The 22,778-nt window shown below is 54.6% G+C and carries 20 protein-coding genes; 7 read left to right on the top strand and 13 right to left on the bottom strand.

From position 1 onward, the window contains the following. Window positions 1–4 precede the first annotated feature (4 nt). Window positions 5–1,399 (bottom strand): nucleotide 5'-monophosphate nucleosidase PpnN, encoded by a 1,395-nt coding sequence (ppnN, locus tag JJO78_RS15220; protein WP_075195639.1) that lies wholly within the window; start codon window positions 1,397–1,399, stop codon window positions 5–7. A 162-nt stretch (window positions 1,400–1,561) separates the two neighbouring features. Here ppnN and thiI point away from each other — a divergent pair, with 162 nt between their 5' ends. Continuing rightward, complete coding sequence (gene thiI, locus JJO78_RS15215; RefSeq protein WP_075195640.1) at window positions 1,562–3,016, top strand: tRNA uracil 4-sulfurtransferase ThiI; 1,455 nt, start codon at window positions 1,562–1,564, stop codon at window positions 3,014–3,016. Window positions 3,017–3,021: 5 nt separating this feature from the next. On the opposite strand, the gene JJO78_RS15210 is transcribed toward thiI, so the two are convergent. Further along, window positions 3,022–4,035, bottom strand: coding sequence for a histone deacetylase family protein (locus JJO78_RS15210; RefSeq protein ID WP_036211081.1), 1,014 nt, complete (start codon window positions 4,033–4,035; stop codon window positions 3,022–3,024). Window positions 4,036–4,206: 171 nt separating this feature from the next. On the opposite strand from JJO78_RS15210, the gene JJO78_RS15205 reads away from it, so the two are divergent. After that, window positions 4,207–5,661, top strand: coding sequence for an NAD-dependent succinate-semialdehyde dehydrogenase (locus JJO78_RS15205; RefSeq protein ID WP_036211077.1), 1,455 nt, complete (start codon window positions 4,207–4,209; stop codon window positions 5,659–5,661). Here JJO78_RS15205 and JJO78_RS15200 read toward each other — a convergent pair. After that, complete coding sequence (locus JJO78_RS15200) at window positions 5,658–6,089, bottom strand: phosphate ABC transporter substrate-binding protein (RefSeq protein ID WP_081899327.1); 432 nt, start codon at window positions 6,087–6,089, stop codon at window positions 5,658–5,660. The two genes, JJO78_RS15205 and JJO78_RS15200, sit on opposite strands and share 4 nt — an antisense overlap. A 14-nt stretch (window positions 6,090–6,103) precedes the next feature. After that, entirely contained in the window at window positions 6,104–7,300 is a 1,197-nt protein-coding gene (locus tag JJO78_RS15195) for a hypothetical protein (RefSeq protein ID WP_075195641.1), read from the bottom strand. Window positions 7,301–7,613: 313 nt separating this feature from the next. Here JJO78_RS15195 and uvrD point away from each other — a divergent pair, with 313 nt between their 5' ends. Next, entirely contained in the window at window positions 7,614–9,779 is a 2,166-nt protein-coding gene (gene uvrD / locus JJO78_RS15190) for a DNA helicase II (RefSeq protein ID WP_075195642.1), read from the top strand. Between the two features lie 184 nt (window positions 9,780–9,963). Here uvrD and JJO78_RS15185 read toward each other — a convergent pair whose 3' ends face one another. The 8 genes from JJO78_RS15185 to arsH form a co-directional block, all read right to left on the bottom strand. Beyond that, on the bottom strand, window positions 9,964–10,251 hold the full coding sequence (locus tag JJO78_RS15185; RefSeq protein WP_075195643.1) for a hypothetical protein: 288 nt from the start codon (window positions 10,249–10,251) through the stop codon (window positions 9,964–9,966). Further along, window positions 10,244–10,873: a nucleotidyltransferase domain-containing protein gene (locus JJO78_RS15180; RefSeq protein ID WP_075195644.1), complete on the bottom strand. Its 630-nt coding sequence runs from the start codon at window positions 10,871–10,873 to the stop codon at window positions 10,244–10,246. Before JJO78_RS15180 ends, JJO78_RS15185 begins: the two co-directional genes overlap by 8 nt. Further along, window positions 10,873–11,691, bottom strand: a complete 819-nt coding sequence (locus JJO78_RS15175) for a pentapeptide repeat-containing protein (RefSeq protein WP_075195645.1) — start codon at window positions 11,689–11,691, stop codon at window positions 10,873–10,875. The genes JJO78_RS15180 and JJO78_RS15175 overlap by 1 nt, the downstream gene beginning before the upstream one ends. A gap of 90 nt (window positions 11,692–11,781) precedes the next feature. Further along, window positions 11,782–13,026, bottom strand: coding sequence for a hypothetical protein (locus JJO78_RS15170; RefSeq protein WP_127401929.1), 1,245 nt, complete (start codon window positions 13,024–13,026; stop codon window positions 11,782–11,784). A gap of 515 nt (window positions 13,027–13,541) precedes the next feature. Continuing rightward, the gene (locus JJO78_RS15165) at window positions 13,542–14,273 is read right to left on the bottom strand and encodes a hypothetical protein (protein WP_127401928.1); all 732 of its coding nucleotides are present in this window, start codon (window positions 14,271–14,273) and stop codon (window positions 13,542–13,544) included. Between the two features lie 436 nt (window positions 14,274–14,709). Continuing rightward, the gene (locus tag JJO78_RS15160; protein ID WP_075194173.1) at window positions 14,710–15,867 is read right to left on the bottom strand and encodes an EAL domain-containing protein; all 1,158 of its coding nucleotides are present in this window, start codon (window positions 15,865–15,867) and stop codon (window positions 14,710–14,712) included. A 293-nt stretch (window positions 15,868–16,160) separates the two neighbouring features. Continuing rightward, window positions 16,161–17,228: an ACR3 family arsenite efflux transporter gene (gene arsB, locus JJO78_RS15155; RefSeq protein ID WP_075194174.1), complete on the bottom strand. Its 1,068-nt coding sequence runs from the start codon at window positions 17,226–17,228 to the stop codon at window positions 16,161–16,163. A 10-nt stretch (window positions 17,229–17,238) separates the two neighbouring features. Continuing rightward, the gene (gene arsH / locus JJO78_RS15150; protein ID WP_075194175.1) at window positions 17,239–17,955 is read right to left on the bottom strand and encodes an arsenical resistance protein ArsH; all 717 of its coding nucleotides are present in this window, start codon (window positions 17,953–17,955) and stop codon (window positions 17,239–17,241) included. A gap of 91 nt (window positions 17,956–18,046) precedes the next feature. On the opposite strand from arsH, the gene JJO78_RS15145 reads away from it, so the two are divergent. From JJO78_RS15145 to arsJ, 3 genes are read left to right on the top strand one after another with little or no spacing between them, the layout of a single operon-like run. Next, complete coding sequence (locus JJO78_RS15145; RefSeq protein ID WP_075194176.1) at window positions 18,047–18,811, top strand: metalloregulator ArsR/SmtB family transcription factor; 765 nt, start codon at window positions 18,047–18,049, stop codon at window positions 18,809–18,811. A 25-nt stretch (window positions 18,812–18,836) separates the two neighbouring features. After that, a complete protein-coding gene (locus JJO78_RS15140) occupies window positions 18,837–19,841 on the top strand; it encodes an ArsJ-associated glyceraldehyde-3-phosphate dehydrogenase (RefSeq protein ID WP_228210035.1) in 1,005 nt (334 codons plus the stop codon). Between the two features lies 1 nt (window position 19,842). Beyond that, the gene (gene arsJ / locus JJO78_RS15135; protein WP_091644630.1) at window positions 19,843–21,039 is read left to right on the top strand and encodes an organoarsenical effux MFS transporter ArsJ; all 1,197 of its coding nucleotides are present in this window, start codon (window positions 19,843–19,845) and stop codon (window positions 21,037–21,039) included. Here arsJ and JJO78_RS15130 read toward each other — a convergent pair whose 3' ends face one another. Then, window positions 21,040–21,444, bottom strand: a complete 405-nt coding sequence (locus JJO78_RS15130; protein WP_036210694.1) for an acyl-CoA thioesterase — start codon at window positions 21,442–21,444, stop codon at window positions 21,040–21,042. A 195-nt stretch (window positions 21,445–21,639) separates the two neighbouring features. Here JJO78_RS15130 and JJO78_RS15125 point away from each other — a divergent pair, with 195 nt between their 5' ends. Then, window positions 21,640–22,692 (top strand): substrate-binding domain-containing protein, encoded by a 1,053-nt coding sequence (locus JJO78_RS15125; RefSeq protein ID WP_036210697.1) that lies wholly within the window; start codon window positions 21,640–21,642, stop codon window positions 22,690–22,692. The last annotated feature ends 86 nt before the right edge of the window (window positions 22,693–22,778 follow it).

Genomic DNA, 22,778 nt, shown 5'->3' with positions numbered 1-22,778 from the left:
ATCGTCAGGGTGTGGCGGGCGTTGCTTCGCTGATAATCCGGTAACTGGGTTCGTAAGCACCGGAACCGGGCAGTTTCATCCGGTCCTGGGCGACGAACTCTTTCAGCATCGCTTCCAGGGGTGCCAGTAGCTCCGGATCGCCGGAAATTTCAAATGGCCCCTTGGCTTGCACGTGGCGTATGCCGCTTTCCTTGACGTTGCCGGCAACGATGCCACTGAACGCCTTGCGCAGATTCGCGGCAATCAGGTGAACCGGCTGGTGACGGTGTAGCGCCAGTGCCCGCATGCTTTTATGGGTGGGCTCGAACGGCATCTGGAACACCGGGTCGATCTTCAGCATCCAGTTGAAATAGTAGGCGTCCTGCATGGCCCGGCGGAAGGTTTCCACGTCCTTCATGCCCTGTTTCATCGTGCGGGCGACTTTGTCCGGGTCGTCGATGATGATTTCGTACTTGCTGGCGGCTTCATCGCCCAGCGCGTTGCGAATGAACTGGTCGATCATCTCGAAGTATTCCGCGTTTTCCTGCTGGCCGGTAAAGACGACCGGGAAGGGCAGGTCGGCGTTGTCCGGGTGCAGCAGGATGCCGAGCAGATAGAGTATTTCCTCGGCGGTACCCACACCACCGGGGAACACAATCACGCCGTGGCCCGTCCGAACGAAGGCTTCGAGGCGTTTCTCGATATCCGGCATGATCACCAGCTCGTTGACGATCGGGTTTGGCGCTTCGGCACCGATGATGCCCGGTTCCGTCAGGCCAATGTAACGGCCGTTCTTCACCCGCTGTTTGGCATGGCCAATGGTGGCGCCTTTCATCGGGCCTTTCATGGCGCCGGGGCCGCAACCGGTGCAAATGCTCAATCCTCGCAAACCAAGCTGGTGGCCCACTTCCTTGCTGTACTGATATTCGCGCTCGTTGATGGAGTGGCCACCCCAGCACACCACCAGGTCCGGATGACGCCCTGCCTGTAATACACGGGCGTTACGGAGGATGTGAAAAATCAGGTTGGTGATGCCTTCCGGGTCGTCCCGGCGAAGACCGACCGCGGACTGGGGGATTGAGTAGGAATAGATAATATCCCGCAATACCGAAAACAGGTGTTCGCGGATGGCGCGCAGCATTTGCCCGTCCACGAAGGCGTGGGCGGGTGCATTGACCAGCTCCAGTTTCAGACCCCGTGGCTGTGGCACCAGGCGAACGTCAAAATCCGCATGGGCTTCCATCAGGGTTTTACAGTCGTCGGTTTCAACACCGGTATTGAGCACGGCCAGGGCGCATTGCCGGAAAAGCCGATACAGCCCTCCTTCGCTTCGGTCCTTGAGCCGGTTGACTTCAAAGTTGGAGAGGATTTCCAGGCTGCCTTCTGGAGATACCAGGGCATTGATGGTGGATTCGGTCATGAACGCAAAAGCTCCTGAATGTTCTGCGGGCCCCTGGCGTCAGGGCGATGCCTTTTTATATGAGTATAGCGAGTATCGGGAATGCCTGATTTTGAGGCAAACGGCGAAACCGTTACACTAAGCGCTTTACTGTAATTACGCTACCCGACAGACGTCCGATTTATGAAACTCCTTATACGCCCCGCCGCCGAAGTGGCCATCAAGAGCAAACCCGTTCGCCGGCAACAGATGCGGCACCTGCGGCAGAATATTCGCAAACTGCTGGCACGCCTGGACGACGATATCCACGTTGAGGGTTCCTGGGACAGGGTTGATGTGGCCATCCCGGATGGGCGCGGCCTTGCGGGCCCGGTGATTGATGAGTTGGGCCGTATTCCGGGCATTTCGACCATCCAGGAGATAGGTGTATTTCCCTGGATAAGTATGGACGACGTGGCGGAGCAGGCAGTAGCAGCCTACGCAGACCGTATCCGCGGAAAAACCTTTGCGGTTCGGGTTCGCCGCCACGGTAATCACGGGTTTCGCTCGATTGATTTGGAGCGCTTTGTCGGCTCCGCCCTGTTTGAGGCTTCCGAGCCCGAGGGCGTAAACCTTCGCAACCCGGATATTGAAGTGCGTATTGAGGTCCATGAGGATCACTATCACATTGCGCATCGCAAACATCGTGGTGCCGGCGGCTACCCATTGGGCGCGGTGGAAACGGTGATGACATTGGTGTCCGGTGGTTATGACTCCTCGGTGGCGGCCTACCTGATGATGCGTCGGGGGCTTCGCTCCCACTTCCTGTTTTTCAGCCTGGGCGGTCCCGCCCATGAAATTGGCGTGCGCCAGGTGGTGCATTACCTGTGGGATCGTTACGGCGCTTCCCATGGTGCCAAGTTCATTTCCGTACCCTTTGAAGGCGTGGTCGCTGAAATCATGCGTTCAGTCAACCAGCGACATTGGGGGGTGGTGCTCAAGCGCCAGATGCTGAAAGCTGCCTCAGACATTGCAGCCGCCAATAACGCCGCGGGGCTGGTGACCGGTGATGCCGTGGCGCAGGTGTCCAGCCAGACCCTGTCAAACCTCAACGTGGTGGACCGGGCCAGTAACGAGGTGGTACTGCGGCCGCTGATTTCCATGGACAAGGAAACCATTATCAACATCGCCCGGGACATCGGTACTGAGCCATTTGCTCGTACCATGCCGGAGTACTGCGGTGTGATTTCCCGTAAGCCGGCCACCCGCGCCAAGCTGCATCGGGTGGAGGAAGATGAAGCCGCTATGGACACCCGGGTTTTGGAGCAGGCCATCGCCAGCCGTCAGGACACGCCGGTCAACCGCCTTCTGGAAACCACCCGGACGCCAGAAGAGGTTGAGCTTGTACATACACCGGCTGTGAACGATGTGATTATTGACGTGCGCCACCCGTCAGAAGGGGAGCAGTCACCCCTGCAGCTCACCAGCAATCAGGTGGTGGAGATACCGTTCTACGAACTGAATGAGCGAATCCAATCGATGCCGGACGACAAGCAGTACCTGCTGTACTGTGACCGCGGCACCATGAGCCGCATGCATGCCTGCCACCTGAAAGCCGAGGGCCACACCAATATCAAGGTGTATGCCCCGGCGAACTGAGGTGGTTACCCTTCCAGCCCCTTGAAGAACTGCTGCACGTTGGCACTCAGGGCTTCCAGGTCATAGCCGCCTTCCTGCACAACCAGTGTGGGAAGACCGGTGCGACGGATGTCGGAACCGAGGCGACAGAAGCCTTCCGAAGACACTGATACCTTGGCCTGGGGGTCGTTGTGGTAGATGTCGAATCCCAGGGTAAGTATCAGCACGTCTGGCTGGAACAGTCGAATGGCGGCCAGTGCCTCATCCAGTTTGGCGAAGAAATCTTCCTCCGAGGAGCCGTGGGGCATCGGTAGGTTGATGTTGTAGCCAAGTCCCTCGCCTTCACCGCGCTCGTCCTCATAGCCACTGACCACCGGGTAGAAATTGGTGGGGTCGCCATGAATCGAGACATAGAGAACATCGCTGCGGTCATAGAAGATTTCCTGGATGCCCTGGCCGTGGTGCATGTCGGTGTCCAGTATGGCGATCCTGGGATAACGGGGTTTCAAATGTTCTGCGGCAATCGCGGCATTGTTGAGGTAGCAGAAGCCGCCGGCGGCGTCCTTTCGGGCGTGGTGGCCCGGTGGGCGACACACCGCATAGGCATGGCGCTCGCCGGCAACCAGGGCGTCAGCGGCGCCGAGCGCTGTCTGGGCCGACCAGTAGGCGGCATCCCAGGTGTTGGCTCCGATGGGGCAGCTGCCATCGGCCTGGTAGCGTGCAGCTTCCGCCAGGATGCCTTTGAGGGCGTTTGGTGATCGGACGAAGATGTTGGAAATCACTTCGTCACCCCAGTCTTCCATCTTTGCCCAGCGCCGGTGGGCAGACTCCAAAAAGCGCAGATAGCCCAGATCGTGGACCTTTGAAATTGCACCGGCACCCTGGTCTGCCGGCTGCAACACCGGAATGCCCATGGCCTTCAGGCCTTCCAGCATTTGAGCGGTGCGATCAGGAACTTCCTGGGGCTGACGCATCTGGCCGCGGGTGAAGTAGGTCTTGGGAAGATGTTGGTCCTGCGCGGGATGAAAAAACGCCTTCATGTTCCTGCCTCCTGATAATGACATGGTTCGAGTATAGGCCCCCGCCGGCGCTGGTCAAAACACCATGGTCTGACTTTACAGTGGCGGTTTCTGCATCCACTATGAGAGACATATCACACTGACGCAAACCCCAATTTATACAATCCGAGAACATTGTGAAAAGGAGCCGAGATGATCGAGTCACCACTGCTTCCCAAGCTGACTGGCTACATCGGCGGTCGCTGGTCTGAATCGCCGGACGGTAACACCTTCGATGTCTATAACCCGGCCACGGGTGAGGTGGTTGCCAGTGTGGCATCGATGTCCGAAAGTGAAGTGTACAAGGCCGTTGAAGCGGGCAAGTCTGCGCTTCGTTTAACCAGTCCCTATTCCATCGAAACCCGTCGCAAGTGGCTGGAAGATATTCGTGATGCACTCAGGGCCAATAAAGAGGAAGTGGGCCGCATTCTGTGCATGGAGCACGGCAAGCCGTTGAAGGAAGCTCAGGGTGAGGTCGATTACGCCGCCGGGTTCTTCGATTACTGCTCCAAACACATTCAGGCGCTGGACGCCCATACCATTCCCGAAAAGCCGAAAGACTGTACCTGGACAGTGCACTACCGCCCGGTTGGTGTTACCGGCCTGATCACGCCCTGGAACTTTCCCATTGGCATGATCGCCAAGAAGTTGTCTGCCGCCCTGGCGGCCGGGTGCCCGTCGGTGATCAAGCCGGCCAGTGAGACGCCGCTGACGATGATTGCGCTGTTCGCGCTGATGGACAAACACGTCGACCTGCCAGACGGCATGGTCAACCTGGTTATGGGCAAGGCCAGTGTGATCGGCAAGGTGCTTTGCGAAAGCCCCGACGTGCCCATGCTCAGCTTCACCGGCTCTACCGAAGTGGGCCGCAAGCTGATACTGGATACGGCAGATCAGGTGAAGAAACTGGCCCTGGAATTGGGTGGCAACGCACCGTTTATTGTCTTTGACGATGCGGACCTGGATGCCGCTGCTGATAACCTGATCGCCAACAAGTTCCGGGGCGGCGGCCAGACCTGTGTCTGCGCCAACCGGATTTTCGTTCACGAGAAAGTGGTGGATGAATTCGGTCAGAAACTTGCCGACCGGGTCAATCGCATGACCGTGGGTAATGGTTTGACGGAAGACGTTGACCTCGGCCCGCTGATCAACAAAGCCGGGTTTGATAAGGTGAAGCGCCACGTGGAAGACGCCCTTGAGCGGGGTGGTGAACTGGTGGCAGGCAAAATGCCGGCAGACCTTGGGGATGGCCACCTGTTCTTCCCGCCGACGGTCATTTCCGGGGTGACCCGGGACATGTGCTGCTCCCGCGAGGAAACCTTCGGGCCGCTGGTGCCCATGGCCACTTTCCGCACTGAGGACGAGGTTATCGATGCCGGTAACGACACCGAATTTGGCCTGGCGTCATACGTGTTCACGGCCGACGCGGAGCGCGCCCAGCGGGTGGCCGCCGGGCTGCGTTTTGGTCATTGCGGCTGGAACACCGGTACCGGACCCACGCCGGAAGCGCCGTTCGGGGGCATGAAGGCGTCCGGCACTGGTCGCGAAGGCGGCCTGGAAGGCCTGTTCGAATTCGTCGAGGCCCAGACCGTTCCGCGCGGGTTTTAAGGTTCCGGCGTCAACAGGACCTTAACGGAATCATCCACCAGGGTGGAATCGAGATAACCGATACTGCCCAGGGTGGATGACACCACACTCTTCATGCTGTTCGCCGAGGATACCTCCCTTGGCGGATGGCCCTTTCCGGTCAGAACCTGCCGCGACCAGAACGACTTCAGCCAGGCGTCATTGCGCTCGGTGATCAGGTCATTGAACTCATCCCGCATGCTGTTGCCCGCTGGAAGCTGGAACGCGACCACGCGCTGGCCGTCAGGCATTCGTGAGCTGCGGTTCAGGTAGATGTCCTTCACCTGTTGCACGGTGATGGAATCCGGGCCACCGTGGTGGCCGATGATCACCAATTCCGCCCGCGAGACACTGCTCAACAGGCACAACGCAATGAGCAATGCAGGCACGGATACGCGTCGAATCGCCATGGTGTCCCTCCTGATCAAAATGCGGCATCAAGCCGGACAGTGTATACGTCAGTGCTGTCGAATCGACCGCCGGGATTGCCGGCCAGGGCATCCAGTTGGTTGCCAATCAGGCCCCCAGTGGTTTTGCCAAAGCCCCGGGCGTGGGTCCAGTCCACCTTCATGGCAACCGAGGTGGTCATGTCCCAGCGGAAGCCCAGGCTATAGGCCTGGCGGCGCACGTCCAGTACCTCCAGTGGCGTGCCGTCACGCTCGTAGTTGTCCTGGCTTTCGACCCAGGAAGCCGTTACATAGGGCGTGACTTCCTTTACCCGGTAGCCAAGCGTGATGTAGGCGGAGTCGGTGTCCTGGTAAAATCCGTCCACCTCAACCCGTGTCAGTTCCGACATCAGCAGCCAGCTGCCATCGTCGTAGGACAGGCCCAATCCCATGAACTCGGTTTTTTCTTCGTCACCAAGCGGTGGTGTTCCGCCGATGGTGGCTTCTGCATGGGCGTACACGCCACGGAAGGTCCAGAGGTAATTGGTCCAGTTGGCGGTCAGGCCGGTTATGTTGCGTAGTTCCACATTGACGGTCTGGCCAAGGGAGGCGGCATCATCGTCAAGGTGTCCTGCAAAGGCGCGTGTCTGAATGGATGAGCCAGAGAGGTTGATGGTATAGGCCGCATCGGCGCCCAGATAGCTGCGAACCGGCACCGGGTCGTAGACTGCTTCGGGTGGTCGCGCCCAGGGCTGACCATAGCCAATCTCCAGGGTCTCGGATTCCATAAACAGCGGCAGGCGCATTTTACCGGCCCGCAGTTCAGAGCCATTGCTGAATTGTTGTCGCAGGTAGCCCCATTCCAGTTCCGTGTCCCAGTCTTCGCTACCACGGGACACCAGTTGCAATACCGCGTCGGTGTTGCGGCTCAGTGAAAAGGTGCTCTGCAGGCCGAACAGGCTGAGGGTTTCAAGGTCGGATTGTTCCGTTGCCTCGTCGTAGCCGGCGTCATTATTGGCGCGGGTATAGCCGGTGCTGAAAAAACCGTTAAGGCGAACCTTTTCCAGGCTCGATTCGGTCATCTGCTTCTGCATGGAATCCAGCCGTTGTTCCAGCTGGTCAATTCGCTGGCTGTCATCGGCCATAGTGGGAAACGACAGGGTGGCGGTCAGTGCAAGGGCGGAAAAGGCAAAACGGGGGGTAAAACGGGCAGTGCTTCGGTATACGGAGTACATCGTACATCATCTCCTTTGATGTCTGGTCGCAAGATGCGGGCGCCTTCCTGGCTTCAGGGGACTTATGTCTTGCCCCTGCAATTTGTCTGGTGCGGGAAAACGGTGACCAGCAGAGGAACAGGAAGTTCTTCCGGGCAACCCGCGGTGGCGAGTATACCCAAGTTGACGCCAGTTTCATAAAAAGTGTTCACATTTTCTGTATCGGTACCTTACATGTGTGCGGATAATCCCAGCTCACCCGCATCCGGCAAACCCTCCTTTCTCCTGTTATAATTCCGCACCTGTTCATTTAACCAGTAGCGACCGGATCTCTATGGATGTCTCCCACATTATCGACGCCCTGAACGACGCCCAGCGCGAGGCTGTAACGGCCCAGAATGATCATTTGCTGGTGCTGGCAGGTGCGGGCAGTGGCAAAACCCGGGTGCTCGTGCACCGGATTGCCTGGCTCATGCAGGTGGACAAAGTACCGCCGACGGGCATCCTGGCGGTGACCTTCACCAACAAAGCGGCGAAGGAAATGCGCTACCGCATTGAGCAGATGATGAATATTCCGGCTCGGGGCCTCTGGTTTGGCACCTTTCACGGCATTGCCCACCGGTTGCTCCGGGCCCATTACCAGGACGCCGGCCTGCCAGAGAACTTCCAGGTGCTGGACAGCGACGACCAGCTGCGGCTGATCAAGCGCGTGATGCGTGAGCTGCAGATTGATGAAAGCCGCTGGCCGCCGAAGCAGGCCCAGTGGTTTATCAACGGCCAGAAAGACGAAGGGTTACGGGCGGAACACATCCAGGAAAATCCGGGCGATCATTTCACGGCCACAATGCTGACGGTTTACCGCCAGTACGAAAAGCTCTGCAACCTAAGCGGCTTGGTGGATTTTGGCGAGCTGTTGCTACGCTCCCACGAACTCTGGCTGTACCGTCCGGAACTACTGAGCCATTATCAGAGCCGTTTCCAGCAGATTCTGGTGGACGAATTTCAGGACACCAATACCATCCAGTACGCCTGGCTGCAGATCCTGGCCGGGAACCGGGTGCCGCTAACGGTGGTGGGCGACGACGACCAGTCCATCTACGGCTGGCGAGGCGCGAAAATCGAAAACATCCAGCAGTACCAGCGGGACTTTCCCAACGCCCGGATGGTGCGATTGGAACAGAATTACCGCTCCACTCAACTGATCCTGAAAGCCGCCAACGCGGTGATTGCCAACAACCAGGGCCGGTTGGGCAAGGAACTCTGGACCGACGGCCCGGATGGCGAGCCCATCAGTTTGTATGCGGCCTTCAACGAGCAGGACGAAGCCAACTACATCGCCGACACCATTGGTAGCTGGGTCAACGAGGGCAACCTGCGCAGCGAGTCGGCCATTCTTTACCGATCCAATGCCCAGTCCCGGGTGCTGGAAGAATCCCTGATCCGTCAGGGCATTCCCTACCGGGTCTACGGCGGTCTGCGATTCTACGACCGCCAGGAAATCCGCAACGCCATCGCCTACCTGCGACTGGTGCATTATCGTCGGGATGATGCAGCCTTCGAGCGCGTGGTGAACATTCCCGCTCGCGGTATCGGCGCCAAGAGCCTGGCGGACATGCGCGCGTTCGCCACTGAACGCAGTGTCTCCTTGTGGGAGTCTGCCGAGCGTTTGCTGGAAGCCGGCCAGGTCAAGGGCCGCGCCAAAACCGGTCTGCAATCCTTCATGGGCATCATCGAACGCCTGACGGAGATGGTGGACGATGCATCATTGCATGGTCTGATGAAGACAACCCTGGAGCTAAGTGGTCTCAAGGATTACCACGCCAGCGAAAAGGGTGAGAAGGGGCAGGCGCGGGTGGAGAACCTGGAAGAACTGGTGAATGCCCTGTCGGATTATGAGGTGGAAGAGGGCGTTGATCCGCTGTCGGAATTCATCGCCCAGGCAGCGCTGGACGCCGGCGAGGCTCAGGCGGAAGCGAATGAGGACTGCGTGCAGCTTATGACCCTTCATTCCGCCAAGGGCCTGGAGTTTCCGCTGGTATTCCTGGCCGGTGTGGAGGAAGGCCTGTTTCCCCACAGTATGTCGTTGGAAGAACCGGGGCGGATGGAAGAAGAGCGGCGCCTGGCCTATGTGGGCATTACCCGGGCCATGCAAAAGCTGGTGCTCACTTACGCGGAGTCCCGCCGCTTGTACGGCCAGGAAAAATTCCACGCGTTGTCGCGGTTTGTTCGTGAGATTCCCGGTGACTGCATCCAGGAAGTGCGGCTGCGGAATACGGTCAGCCGCCCGGCCATGATGGCCCGGCCCAATGAGGGCCTGTTCAGCCAGGAACCTGACGTTGGCACGGGTTTCAGCCTGGGCCAGCGGGTACGCCATCCCAAGTTTGGTGAAGGTATCGTGATGAACTCCGAGGGTTCTGGTCACCATACCCGGGTGCAGGTGAACTTTGATGAGGGGGCCAAGTGGTTGGTTTTGGCCTATGCGCCGTTGGAGGCCTGCTGAGATCGGGAGTCGGCGTTGTTTGACAAAGCTGATAGTTCGGGAGTTGGCCCAGGCATGGGGCGGCCTTTTCAGAAAAGCGCTCGAGCCATTTTTGGTCGCAAAGCGAACATTCAGATGATGCGATGACGGCTGGAATTGCGGCTTACCGAAGCGCAACGTAGGTGCGTCCGACAACAGCCACTGGTTATACCGCATCCGCAAGTGCGGCAACGGCTGCAATAATTTTATCCCTTCTCAGCTCGTATTCACTACTCACTGGCTCTTGGCTACGAGTAGCCATAAAAAAAAGCTCCGATGAGATATTCTTCAGTAAGTTAACCACGCTAGAAGATGGCCCAAGTCGGTTATTCACCGCCCAACGGTCAATCGCACTGGAGGACAGTCCGAAGAGCTTTTCATCAAGATCCAGTCTTGAGTTGACCATGTCCAGAACATGTCTTTGAGTCGCCATTCGGCTAACAAACTCATCCATTTAAATTTACCTCATGGCATAGTTCTTCGATCCAAGATCGGCAGCGCTTCAACTCCGGCAATAGAATCGCCAGATCGATATCACCAATACTGTCCCCGGCACCTCTCGTGGAAAGCAGTCGGGCCTGCATTAGCAAAGAGTAAACATTCTCATCAATATCCAGACTTCTTGGGCCAAGCCTTCTCGCCGAATCCCTTCCGAAGGTTGGGCTGTCCGTCCTCGAAAGCGAATAACAGGTTGCGATATTTCGCAAAGCTAGAAAAATCGTTGAAAGTTCAAACACGAGACTCGGCGTGCCTTTCTGGACAGACTGGAATGAGGACTCAAATACATCTCGAAATTTCAAGCAATCGGCTACCGCTCCCGAGTATCTAGACGGCGACCCCAAGCTTCTAAGAAAGTCAGTCCCGTCAGCGGCGTAAATCAGGCGGCTCTCAAGAGACAGATGCCAGGCGAATGCATTACCCGCTTCCCAGAGTTCAAGCATTCTCGCATACGAATAAATCGAAAACTTCTCAGGATCAAGGCGAGAATCCCGGCCTTCCACAAGCGCCAGCAGGTCGACATCTGAGTCAACAGAAATATCACCGCGACAGATTGAGCCAAAAGCGTAGATATGCATTATCGACGACTAAAACGTTTAACTAGAATCGACACCAAGCAGGCAAGCATTACATACCTCAAAGCCGCGATACCTGCTAATAGCAGGCCTGAAAACCCATCTGGCCTAGCGACGCCAAGGAATACTTGCGGAGCATTTTTTACTGCCTCAACGTAACTGTTCAGTGAGGCTGGATCCTTTAAGAAATAAACCTCGCCTAGTGCAATAGCTAATATTACCAAAAGCAATGTTCTAAGCAGCTTTATGAAGCTTTCACCATTCCCCCAAAACGCATCAAGCAATACAAAATCAAACCATTCTAAGAAAGCCTTAATTCGCGTTACACCTGGATAATGCTTTCGGTAATAGGCCTCACGAGACCGCCAAGCTTTATACAAATGAACACGGCCGGCCTCGAGCTCAATTCTAATTGCCTTGTTTGCAGCAACTGAATTTCCAATTTGATGAAAATTCACCCTAAGCATTCTGGCAAATTTCTGCTGAAGGTTTTCCTGTCCGGGGCATCCTGTATCAAGAATCTCGGGCTCTACTTGCGTTTGGGAAAACTCTGCGTAATCAAACACGCAGCCCTCAAATTTGCTACCTCTTAGGTTTGAATTAGTGAACTTGCACCCAACAAATTTGCAAGAATCAAAAATACACTTATGCAAGTATGCTGAGTCAAACTGCGAGTAGCTAAAATCACAATCTGTGAAGCGTTTCTTCTTGGCAACCAAACGTTCAAATTGTTTATTTTTCAGGTTTACGCCTTTAAGGTCATGGGCGATAGCTTGGTCTGAGATAATTTCCCTGCCCGTTGGGCGAAAGTGATCATTCATGCCGTAAGACTCATCCTTCATACGGTGTAACGTTGGAACTGTGCAGCGCAGACGAAGCGCAGCGTAGTTTGCGTCCTAACCAGCGACTTGTTACGCATCGGCTGGCCAGCCTTCATTTAGCTGAAAGGCTTCCCTCATGGAGAGCCCCTCGTACCATTTAATTTGGTCTTCCTCGACGCAGGCATGAGGGAAGCATTTCAAAGAAGCAGGTGCGCAATGAACTGCCCATGGATTGAAATACAATGTACTGCTCCTGTTTGCCAAAGCAGAGGCATGTAAGTCATTGAATATCCAAACCGCGCTTACACGCGTGTAGATGGGACCACTTTTACCCAGCCAGACACCGTTGGGCGCTCTCCTCATCTCAGGCTCTGCTTTTGATCCGGGTTTGACTATGTATTGCTCTTGTCCAAAAAGAGCCTGGAGCTCGTCGATACGGTCCAAGTCAAAAGAATCCAGATTGATTGCAACGACCAATGGCTTTTCTAGCTGACCGTATTTGCTTCCTTTGGCCCTCACGGCATCTCTAATTGGACTCCACGCATCAACCCAACCTCCCCCAATTCCACTACAGCCAACCAAATTACCGCTCATGCCCCGACGCTCAGGAGAGATTGGATTGGGCCGAACTTGTAGGTCCCACCCATCATGACTCCAAGTAAAGGGCTCTAGCGAATCGAATCCGCTCTCTGAAATTTCTTGCGCGACTACATCCGGATCAAGCCTATCGAGCCAGTTGTGAATTGCCTTTACTAGCTTCTTTCCACTAGGTGGACTTTTAGGACTCCCATCGTCAGTAATTACGATCATGAAATTTTGATGAGGACAAGCTGATAACGTGTCTAGGACAGCTCCTCTACGGGCTTCACCACCTCTATCCAGCTCATTATTCTCTGATGCCAATCTGGCCTCTAAGTAAAATTCGCGACCTGTTTTGTCTTTCACCAAAAAATCAGGTCTAAAAGAGCTACCATTCGGTAGTTTAGGGTGGGGAGTAAGCTCAAAGCCCTGACTTATTAGTGCTTCATGCAAAAAAAGCTCAAATGATGCTGATCTAAAGTGAACATCGTCACCTGACCGCAGTCGACTAGCCAAGTCATTCAGTTCTTTAGCAGGATATCTTGAAGCGAAACATTCCAATAAGCCTCTGACTTGTTCCATTGCAGGCCGAGAGGATCGATTGTAAAAAGCAAAATCAGTTTCAAGATTTTTTTTCGGGGAGCTATCAGTTCGCTGAATATTGTCGAAAATCGGAACACGACGACTTCTTCCAATAGCGAGCGCTAGAATTTCCCGCAGCGCTTTTGTCCTTCTTTTCTTTTTTACTATTCCCATATCGACCCGATACAAGTATGTGCGTAACAGCGACTAGGCCAAGTACTTTATCATTGCAGAATTTTGACTACGTCATTATCACTGACTTTGAACCATCAATCGCGCTGAGCACGAATGATAAAACAATAGCTTAGCCGAGCGTGACCATCTTCGCCATGCAATCATTCGGCGTTTGCAATATGCTCCGCCAATCATACTGGATGAAATGGATCAGATTAGCTTCTAGGCTCCGGAGAAGAGCCCTGGCTCGAATGTTCGCTTTTGTTTGGAGCTTGGGAAGCTCGGCTTGGTCCAAAAGCAGACATTCGATAATTGGCCAGAGGCAGTCTCTTTTGATGCATAAGAACTGGTCGTGAAGCCATAAAATTGCAGCCTCATTGGAGCGAACCTTTTTAACGGGCTGAGATGGGTTACTTAGGGTGGCCTCGATAGTGCTGCAAAGATCACAGTGTTCGCTTTACCTGTCGATTAAGCCGCCGCCTGGAAAGGAGCCCATAGGAACACTAACGGTGCGCTCATGGAGTTCGATGGATTTCACGAGTCGATATGTCAAGATGCAACGGTGCTTCTGGGGGATCTAGATCTCTCATTGGTGGTTCTAAGTCTTCGATATCTATAATGTGAGGAAACTCTGGATCGCAACTGCTACCTTTGTTTTCGCATGCCTCGATTCGTGACTTAGCTTCTTCGAGTTGGCTTTTGTACCTGACCAGACGCTCAATGTTCCGCTGAACACGCTCCTGGTCCTGACGTGACAGATCAGTCAGCCTCAGAACCTCATGGCACGTCGGGTTACTGCACCCTGAAAGTCTGCGCAATAAGGATTCACCGCCTTGATCGCTAAAGGCGATGCTTGCAGTTCCAAAGTAGAATGACGCCTGTCGAAAGTGGTTTATTGCGGTGTCGATATAATCAACTGCGATCTTGCATTTTTCGATGGTGCCCTGAATCCTGGCAATCTGGACAAAACACGACAACAAGCCTGAAGAGCACGAAGTGATCAGCCGACTTCCTCTAGCGGCACATGAGCCGCCTTCAACGATCCCTTTTTTACTTGCCTCCCAACCTCGTTCTTCAGCTTGGCTACCATTTTGTCGAGTGCCTCTGATGTCCTGTAAGCTTTGTTGGCATGCTTCGCGGAGTTGTTGAGCTTCATCAGCGGAGCACTCAGCCGCAATTACGTGCGTCGTGGCGACGAGAATCACTAACGCTAGAAGAATTTGCCTAGTGAGGTCCATGTCGTTCACCGATTTCCTAGGAGCTATATTTGAATATATTCAGAGTTGAGATAGTTCAGCTCACCCCGCCTCATAGTGTAAACATCCGTGTTCTAGTTGCACCACTGATTTGATCTTTCTTCCCGTTTGGATTTCGCCGTATTCCCATGGTGTTGGGTTTTCTAGTGAAATTTCGGAGGAGGGTAATGGGCTCACGCGGCCCAGAAAAAGGTCCACTTTTGTTTAGCTGGACCTGGTCGCAAAGCGCACTTTCGGATTATGGTCAATGTCCGAGTAAGCCTTCGCCCAGGCAATACTGAATAGAAGCAAAAGCATTACGGTTTAGGCACACGGTTCACCGCCTTTTTAGATGTTTATTAGATAGTATCGGTCAAGCTCTCAATCCTTAGTTATCCGAACGTGTCTATTTAGGCGAGGGGAATCCAAGGCCGACAACAGTCACTTATTAGCTATCAACTGGCGATGCCATTAGTTGACAGCCAACGCTTTTTAATAGATCAATTTCAGTTTTATGCTCTGCACAATCAATACCCGAAACTATATTTAGACTATCGGTAAGACTGCATATTGCACGCAAGATTGTATATTCGTCGCTTTCATAACCTGCACCTTTCGAAAAAGACCTATCTATGAACAAATAGCTAAAATTTAAACGCTGTATATATGAAAGGCTACTATAGCCAGTGCCAAATTGAGAAATACCTATACTAAACCCTAAATCTCGAAGGGAAGCAGCCGTACGATAAATACCTTCATGATTATATGTGATAACTGTTTCAGGAAGTAAAATAACTAAATTACCGGGTGATATTTCGACATCTCTAGTCAGCGCCGTGAGAAATTGCGGAACAAAGAGCGTCTTGTGATATAAATAAGGTATTTCGATGAATAACTTTTGACCACTATCATTTGGCATTCCTATTTTCTTCCACACTGCTTTGTCTAGGTATTTTACTAGCAGAGTTTCCCCTTTATCATTCTCTATAAGGGAATTTAGAACGGAAGAAAAAGGAATTCCATTCACAGCATTAGGAGTAATGAATAGTCCTTCATCGTTTCCAGACAAGCAGCTTACTTTTTGTACGTTAACGCTTACGTTAGAGCGGCAAAGTACATCTTGATCGCTAAAATTTTTTTGATTGATTTTTTTAGCATCTGTTTCAAAGTTTCTTTTACTTTTTTCTGGAAATATTTTGTATAGCTCTTCTACGATTTCAGTTTGATTGTTTGACCACTTCAAATATCTCTTATCGTTAATTAGTGGATAAGCCTCTATTATTTTTCTCTCTATAACACCATCACCAACGACCAACGGCAGCACTTTGACAACGCCACTTGATGATTCCGTATTAACAACAGAGTTGAACTCTCTGTTAGGCCACCGTTTTTCCAGAAAGCTCTCACTTAAAACAACCACAACGTATTTTGAGTGAATTAGGCCCCAATTCACACGCTCAGTGATGCTATCACCCCATTTAATTTCTGCTTCGTCATACCATATGTTAAAGCCTTCTGACTCCAGCTTCTCGTAGAGAGGTCGGACAACATCGGGCTTGTCTTCACTAGCATGACAAATAAAAATGTCTTTCTGTTGAATACTCACGATATCCTTTCTTTGATAGCTCAATAGCAGTTAGGCCGCGCGCTTTATCATTGCAGAAACTGGACAGCGTCATTATTCCCGACTTTGGACCATCAATCGCGCTGCACAAAGATTGATAAAACAAAAGCTTAGTCGAGCATGGCCACCTTCGCCATAAAATCATTGACCGTCTGCAATGGCTCCGTCAATGATGCTCGATGACATCGCTTTTTCTTAGCTTGGAGCCTCTGGAGGGAAGCCCTGACTCAAATGTTCGCTTTTGTTTAAAAGTGGACCTATTGAGCGGCCCAAAACTAGGCCGGAAACCGCCCCCGGGTTTGATTGGCAATTCGAACGAGAACTAGCATCAACGGAACCTCAACCAGAACGCCAACCACAGTCGCTAGTGCCGCGCCCGATTGCAGGCCGAACAGCGCAATGGCCGCCGCGACTGCCAGCTCAAAGAAATTACTGGCACCAATCATGGCCCCGGGCGCAGCGATGCAGTGACGGACCTTCCATAAGCGGGCCCAGCCGTAGGCCAGGAAGAAAATCAGGAAAGTCTGCACAATCAGCGGCACGGCAATCAGCACGATATGCAGCGGGTTGTTCAGGATAACTTCGCCCTGGAACGCAAACAGCAGTACCAGGGTAACGATCAGCGCTGCCGGGGTGACCGGCCCCAGGCGTTTCATGAACACCTCGTCGTACCAGCCTTGCCCGCGCTTTGCGATCAGGGCGCGGCGAGTAAGGTAGCCGGCGGTCAGGGGAATGACAATGTACAGCACCACGGAGAGGATAACCGTGTTCCAGGGTACCTGAATGTCGGAAATGCCCAGCAGGAACACCACAACGGGCGCGAAGGCGAAGAGCATGATGATGTCGTTCAGGGACACCTGCACCAGGGTATAGGCGGCATCGCCTTTGGTGAGATAACTCCATACAAACACCATGGCGGTGCAGGGCGCCGCCCCCAGCAGGATGGCGCCGGCGAGATATTCGCTGGCCAGCTCTGGCGCAATCAGTGGCTCAAACACCACCATCAGGAAAGACCAGGCGATGGCGAACATGGTGAAGGGCTTGATCAGCCAGTTCACGATGGTGGTGATGGCCAGGCCTTTTGGCTCCTTGCGCACGCCCACCACTGCGCTGAAATCGATCTGGGCCATCATTGGGAAGATCATGGCCCAGATCAGAATGGCAATAGGGATCGACACCTGAGCGTATTCGAATCGGGACAGGGTTTCGGGAACCGTAGGTGCCAGTTGCCCAAGGGTCACGCCAGCGATGATCGCCAGCGCCACCCAGACCGACAGGTACTTCCCGAACAGATCCATGCCTCCGCCGGAGTCTTCGGTTGTGGTTTCTGCGTTGCTACTCATGACTTCTCTCTTACATGGACCGTTGATTGACGCGTTTTGAGACTTCAGCGGCGCTTTCCACCCGTTCGGAATAGCGGTCCGTCAGGTAGTCGCTGCGGTCCCGTATCAGCAGGGTGAATTTCACCAGCTCTTCCATGACATCCACGATGCGGTTGTAAAACGGGGACGGTTTCATCCGGTCATGAGCATCGAACTCCAGGTACGCCTTGGGTACCGACGACTGGTTGGGAATTGTCACCATCCGCATCCAGCGCCCCAACACGCGCAACTGATTCACCGCATTGAACGACTGGGAACCACCACACACCTGCATCACCGCCAGGGTCTTGCCCTGGGTAGGGCGTACGCCGCCGATGGATAGGGGAATCCAGTCGATCTGGGTTTTCATAATGCCAGTCATAGCGCCGTGGCGTTCCGGCGAGCACCACACCATGCCTTCCGACCACTGGGCCAGTTCCCGCAATTCCTGAACTTTTGGGTGCGAGGCGTCTTCAGCATCGGCAAGGGGTAGACCGCGGGGGTCGAATACGCGGGTTTCCGAACCCATGGCCTCCAGCAGCCGGGCAGCTTCCTCAACAGCTAACCGGCTGAATGACCGCTCCCGCAGTGAGCCGTACAGCAACAGTATCCTTGGACGATGTGAAGAAGGCGGAGTTGCAAAAACCTGTTCCTCAGTTGGTTTGCGGAACTGGTCAGGGTCGATATTGGGGAGGTCACGGGTGCTCATTGTAATGAAAGGGTCCTTTACTCGTTAAAATCTTCCGGATATTATGCAATAAAATAGATATGCATGAAAACGAATATATGGGAATTTGCATATGAAGCGCCGCGTTTTGTTCGTCTGTACCGCCAATAGTGCCCGGTCATTGATGGCGGAAGCCTTGCTAAGGGAACTGGCCGGTGACCAGTTTGAAGTGGCGAGTGCCGGAACCGAGCCTGACAAACCCCACCCAATGGCGTTGCAGGTGCTCTCAGAGTCGGGCTTTTCCGTCGATGGTTTGCAGAGTAAATCGCTGGCAGGCGTTGAAAGTGAGCATTGGGATTATGTGATTACCCTTTGTGAAAAAGCTGCCAACGAGTGTGGCAACGTCTGTCAGCCCGCCCAGCAAATCGCCTGGGACTTCCCGGACCCGGTGCCAAGCGGGCGCCATGCCACCTTCGCACTGACCCTCAAGGAAATCCGCGAGCGCATTGGCCTGTTTACTCTGGTGCACAGGAAAGAAACCGGTATGAAGCCGGTGAACTTTGACCCGGTGAAGGTATTCAAAGCGTTGGGTGACGAGCTTCGCCTGGCTGCGCTGATGCTGGTTCGGCAGGAAACGAAACTGTGTGTGTGTGAACTCACCGCCGCCCTTGATATTTCCCAGCCCAAGGCCAGCCGGCACCTGGCCACCCTGCGGGAGGCGGGCCTACTGGATGCAGAGCGTCAGGGGCAATGGATGTACTATTCCCTGAATCCCCGGATGCCCCAGTGGCTGTCGCGGGTTCTGGATGAAACTGCCGATAGCAATCCCGCCCTGATCACTGAGGAACTTGAGCGCCTTTCTGTCATGCCAGACAGGCCGGTTGTGCGGTGTATTTAATGGATAACGCTTTCTGGAGCACATCATGAGCAAGATCAAAGTCGGAATAAATGGATTCGGTCGAATCGGTCGCCTGGCCCTGCGGGCAGCGTGGCAGTGGCCGGAGATGGAATTCGTAGCGATCAACGATCCGGGCGCCGATGCCGAGACGCTGGCACATCTGCTGAACTTCGACAGCATTCATGGCCGCTGGGACCGCGAAGCGGGTGTGGACGGCGACAGTATCGTTATCGAGGGTAAATCGGTTCGCGTCACCCGCAATAAAACCATTGGGGAGACCGACTGGTCCGGCTGCGATCTGGTGATTGAAGCCAGCGGCAAAATGAAAAAAGTGGACGTGCTCCAGGCGTATCTCGATCAGGGCGTCAAGCGCGTGGTGGTGACCGCTCCTGTGAAAGAGGCTGGGGCCAAAAACATTGTGGTGGGCGTGAACGACGGCATTTTTGATCCGGCCAATGACCGCATTGTCACTGCTGCTTCCTGCACCACCAACTGCCTGGCGCCGGTGGTGAAGGTCATCCACGAGAAGCTGGGTATCAAGCATGGTTCCATCACGACGATCCATAGCCTGACCAACACTCAAACCATCATCGATGCGCCTCATAAGGACCTGCGGCGGGCCCGCGCCTGTGGCAGTTCCCTGATTCCGACCAGCACCGGTTCCGCCACCGCGATTATCGAAATTTTTCCGGAGCTGAAGGGCCGTCTGGATGGCCATGCCGTTCGGGTGCCACTGACGAATGCCTCGCTGACTGACTGCGTATTCGAGGTGGAAACACCCACGGATCGCGATACCGTAAATCAGTTGTTAAAAGAGGCTGCTGAGGGCGATCTGAAAAACATTCTGGGCTACGAAGAGCGCCCGCTGGTGTCCATCGATTACCAAACCGACCCTCGTTCCTCCATTATTGATGCCCTCTCCACCATGGTGGTGAATGGTACCCAGGTGAAAATCTACGCCTGGTACGACAACGAATGGGGCTACGCCAACCGCACCGCAGAACTGGCGCGCCGGGTAGGTTCCGTCTGATATGACTGCTGCCATCCGACAGTACCTGGTCATCACCGGTAATTACTGGGCCTTCACCCTGACGGACGGGGCCTTGCGGATGCTGGTGGTGTTGCATTTCCATCAGCTCGGCTATTCACCGCTGGAAATTGCCCTGCTGTTCATTTTCTATGAGTTCTTCGGGGTGGTGACCAACCTGGTGGGTGGCTATTTGGGCGCTCGCATGGGGCTGAACCGCACCATGAATATCGGGCTGTTCCTTCAGATTGCCGCTCTTGCCATGCTGGCGGTGCCGGCGGCCATGCTGACGGTGCCTTGGGTGATGGCGGCGCAGGCCATCTCCGGTATCGCCAAAGACCTGAACAAGATGTCCGCCAAGAGCGGCATTAAGCTTCTGGTGCCAGATGAGCAGCAGGGCACTCTGTACAAATGGGTGGCCATCCTCACTGGATCGAAGAACACCCTGAAGGGCGTGGGCTTTTTCCTCGGTGGTGTGCTGTTGATGGCTGCTGGGTTCCAAGGCGCGGTCGTTATCATGGCGGTAGCCCTGAGTGTGGTGTGGCTGGCCAGCCTTTTCCTGTTGGGGCAGGACCTGGGCAAGAGCAAGGCAAAGCCGAAGTTTCGCGAAATTCTGTCCAAGAGTCGGGCCATCAACGTGCTATCTGCTGCCCGAATGTTTCTGTTTGGCGCCCGGGATGTGTGGTTTGTAGTGGCTCTGCCGGTTTATCTGCACACTGTGTTTGGCTGGGATTTCTGGAAAGTGGGTGGCTTCATGGCCACCTGGGTGATTGGCTACGGCTTTATCCAGACCCTTGCGCCGCGTATTACCGGGAATATGGACGGCAAGCAACCCGCGGTGCTCTGGGCGATGCTTCTGGCCCTTATACCCGCGGCGATCGCGATTGGTCTGACGGTGGGGTGGACGCCCCAGGTGGTGGTTATCGGCGGTCTGATGCTGTTTGGCGTTCTGTTTGCCATCAACTCCTCGCTGCACAGCTACCTGATTGTTAGCTATGCGCGAGGGGATGGTGTCTCGCTGGATGTGGGGTTCTATTATATGTCGAATGCCGCCGGCCGCTTGCTGGGAACGATCCTGTCCGGCTGGGTTTATCAGGCCTACGGGCTGCAAGCCTGTTTGTGGATATCCGCGGGTCTGGTGGCAGCAGCGGCGATACTCTCGATGTTCTTACCGGAGAAGCGGCCAGTTCCTGCCACCTGATCAGGTGGCCTGGTCGGGAACTTCCCGGATGCGGCCATGCTCGTCGATGGCAACATAAATGAAGAGACCTTCGGTTACCTTGCGCGGGGCCTTGGCGGTGCGGTCCAGGGTCCAGACTTCAATGTTGATTTTCATCGAGCTGCGCCCCACTTCCACCAACTCACCGTAACAGCCAACCTGGGATCCCACCCGCAACGGCGAAAGAAACTCCATCCTGTCCATGGCCACAGTGGCGTTGCGGCCCTGTGAAATTCGCCCCGCGAGCGTTGCCGCAGCAATATCCATCTGTTTAACCAGCCAGCCGGCGAACACATCGCCGTTGGGGTTGGTGTCTGAGGGAAGAGGGATTACCTGGATTACCAGTTCGCCCCGGGGCGTGGGTTTGTCGTCATCAAGCGCCGTCATGGATTCAACCTTATGAGTTCGGAATTGTTTTAGTACCCCGCATGTTAGCGGCCTGCGCCGCGTCTGCAAGAAAAATTGAACGTCCTGTTCTATATTTCAATGGCTGTAACAAAGTTGTCATAGAGTGCCTTTATTGTTCACACATCGGTGAAGCAAACCCGTAAATAAAGTCAACGTGACAAATGGAGACTCAACGTGATCAAACTTAGAACAGCCCTTTCAACTGTGGCACTGGCCGGTAGCATTGCCGCCGTGTCGACTCCTGCCATGGCGCGCGACACCATCAGCATCGTCGGTTCCTCTACTGTTTATCCGTTCGCGACGGTTGTGGCTGAGCGCTTTGGTTCTTCAACTGACTTCCCGACTCCGAAGCTTGAGTCAACCGGTTCTGGTGGCGGCCTGAAGTTGTTCTGCGCCGGTATCGGCACCCAGCATCCGGACATCACCAATGCGTCACGTCGCATGAAGACGTCTGAGTACGATCTTTGCCAGAAAAACGGTGTAAAAGACATCACCGAATTCCGCATCGGTTCTGACGGCATCGTGATTGCCAGCTCGCAGAAAGCCGATAACCTGGACATCACCCTTGAGCAGCTTTTCCTGGCCCTGGGCAAGCAGGTTCCTTCACCGGACGATGAGACCAAGCTGGTTGATAACCCCTACGAAAAGTGGAGCGACATTGACTCCAGCCTGCCAAACGTTGCCATTCGTGTGATGGGACCGCCTCCCACCTCCGGTACCCGTGATTCTTTCAACGAGCTGGCCCTGCAGGGCGGCTGTGAAGATCTGCCAGCGGTTGCCGACATGAGCGAAGACGACATGGAAGGCGTGTGTCAGAGCGTTCGTGAAGATGGCGCGTTCATCGAAGCCGGCGAGAACGATAACCTGATCGTTCAGAAGTTGATCGACGACAAAGGCCTTTACGGTGTGTTCGGTTACAGCTTCCTGGAAGAGAACGCTGACCGTCTGCAGGCTGCGACGCTGAACGGCAAGGTACCGACGGCTGAAGCCATTGCGGCAGACGAATACCCGGTTGCCCGTTCACTGTTCTTCTACGTCAAGAAAGCCCACGTTGGTGTGGTTCCGGGCATCGCGGAATACGCCGAGTTCTTTGCGAGCCCGAGCGCCATGGGCAAGAATGGCTACCTGAAGGACGTTGGCCTGATCGTTCCTCCGCGCGACGCGCTGATGAAGCTGCAGGACAAGGCATCTGACATGCCTAACCTGGCCAAGGAAGAACTGATGTAAGCCAGTCGACAAGGTGTTGACTGACAAGGGTGCGGGTCTTTGAAAGGCTCGCGCCCTTTTGCACGTCTGGAAAGCGGCATGTGCGT

The sequence above is a fragment of the Marinobacter sp. DS40M6 genome (assembly GCF_028581595.1).
GTDB lineage: Bacteria > Pseudomonadota > Gammaproteobacteria > Pseudomonadales > Oleiphilaceae > Marinobacter > Marinobacter salarius.
This window is presented reverse-complemented; position numbering and strand designations above follow the sequence as displayed.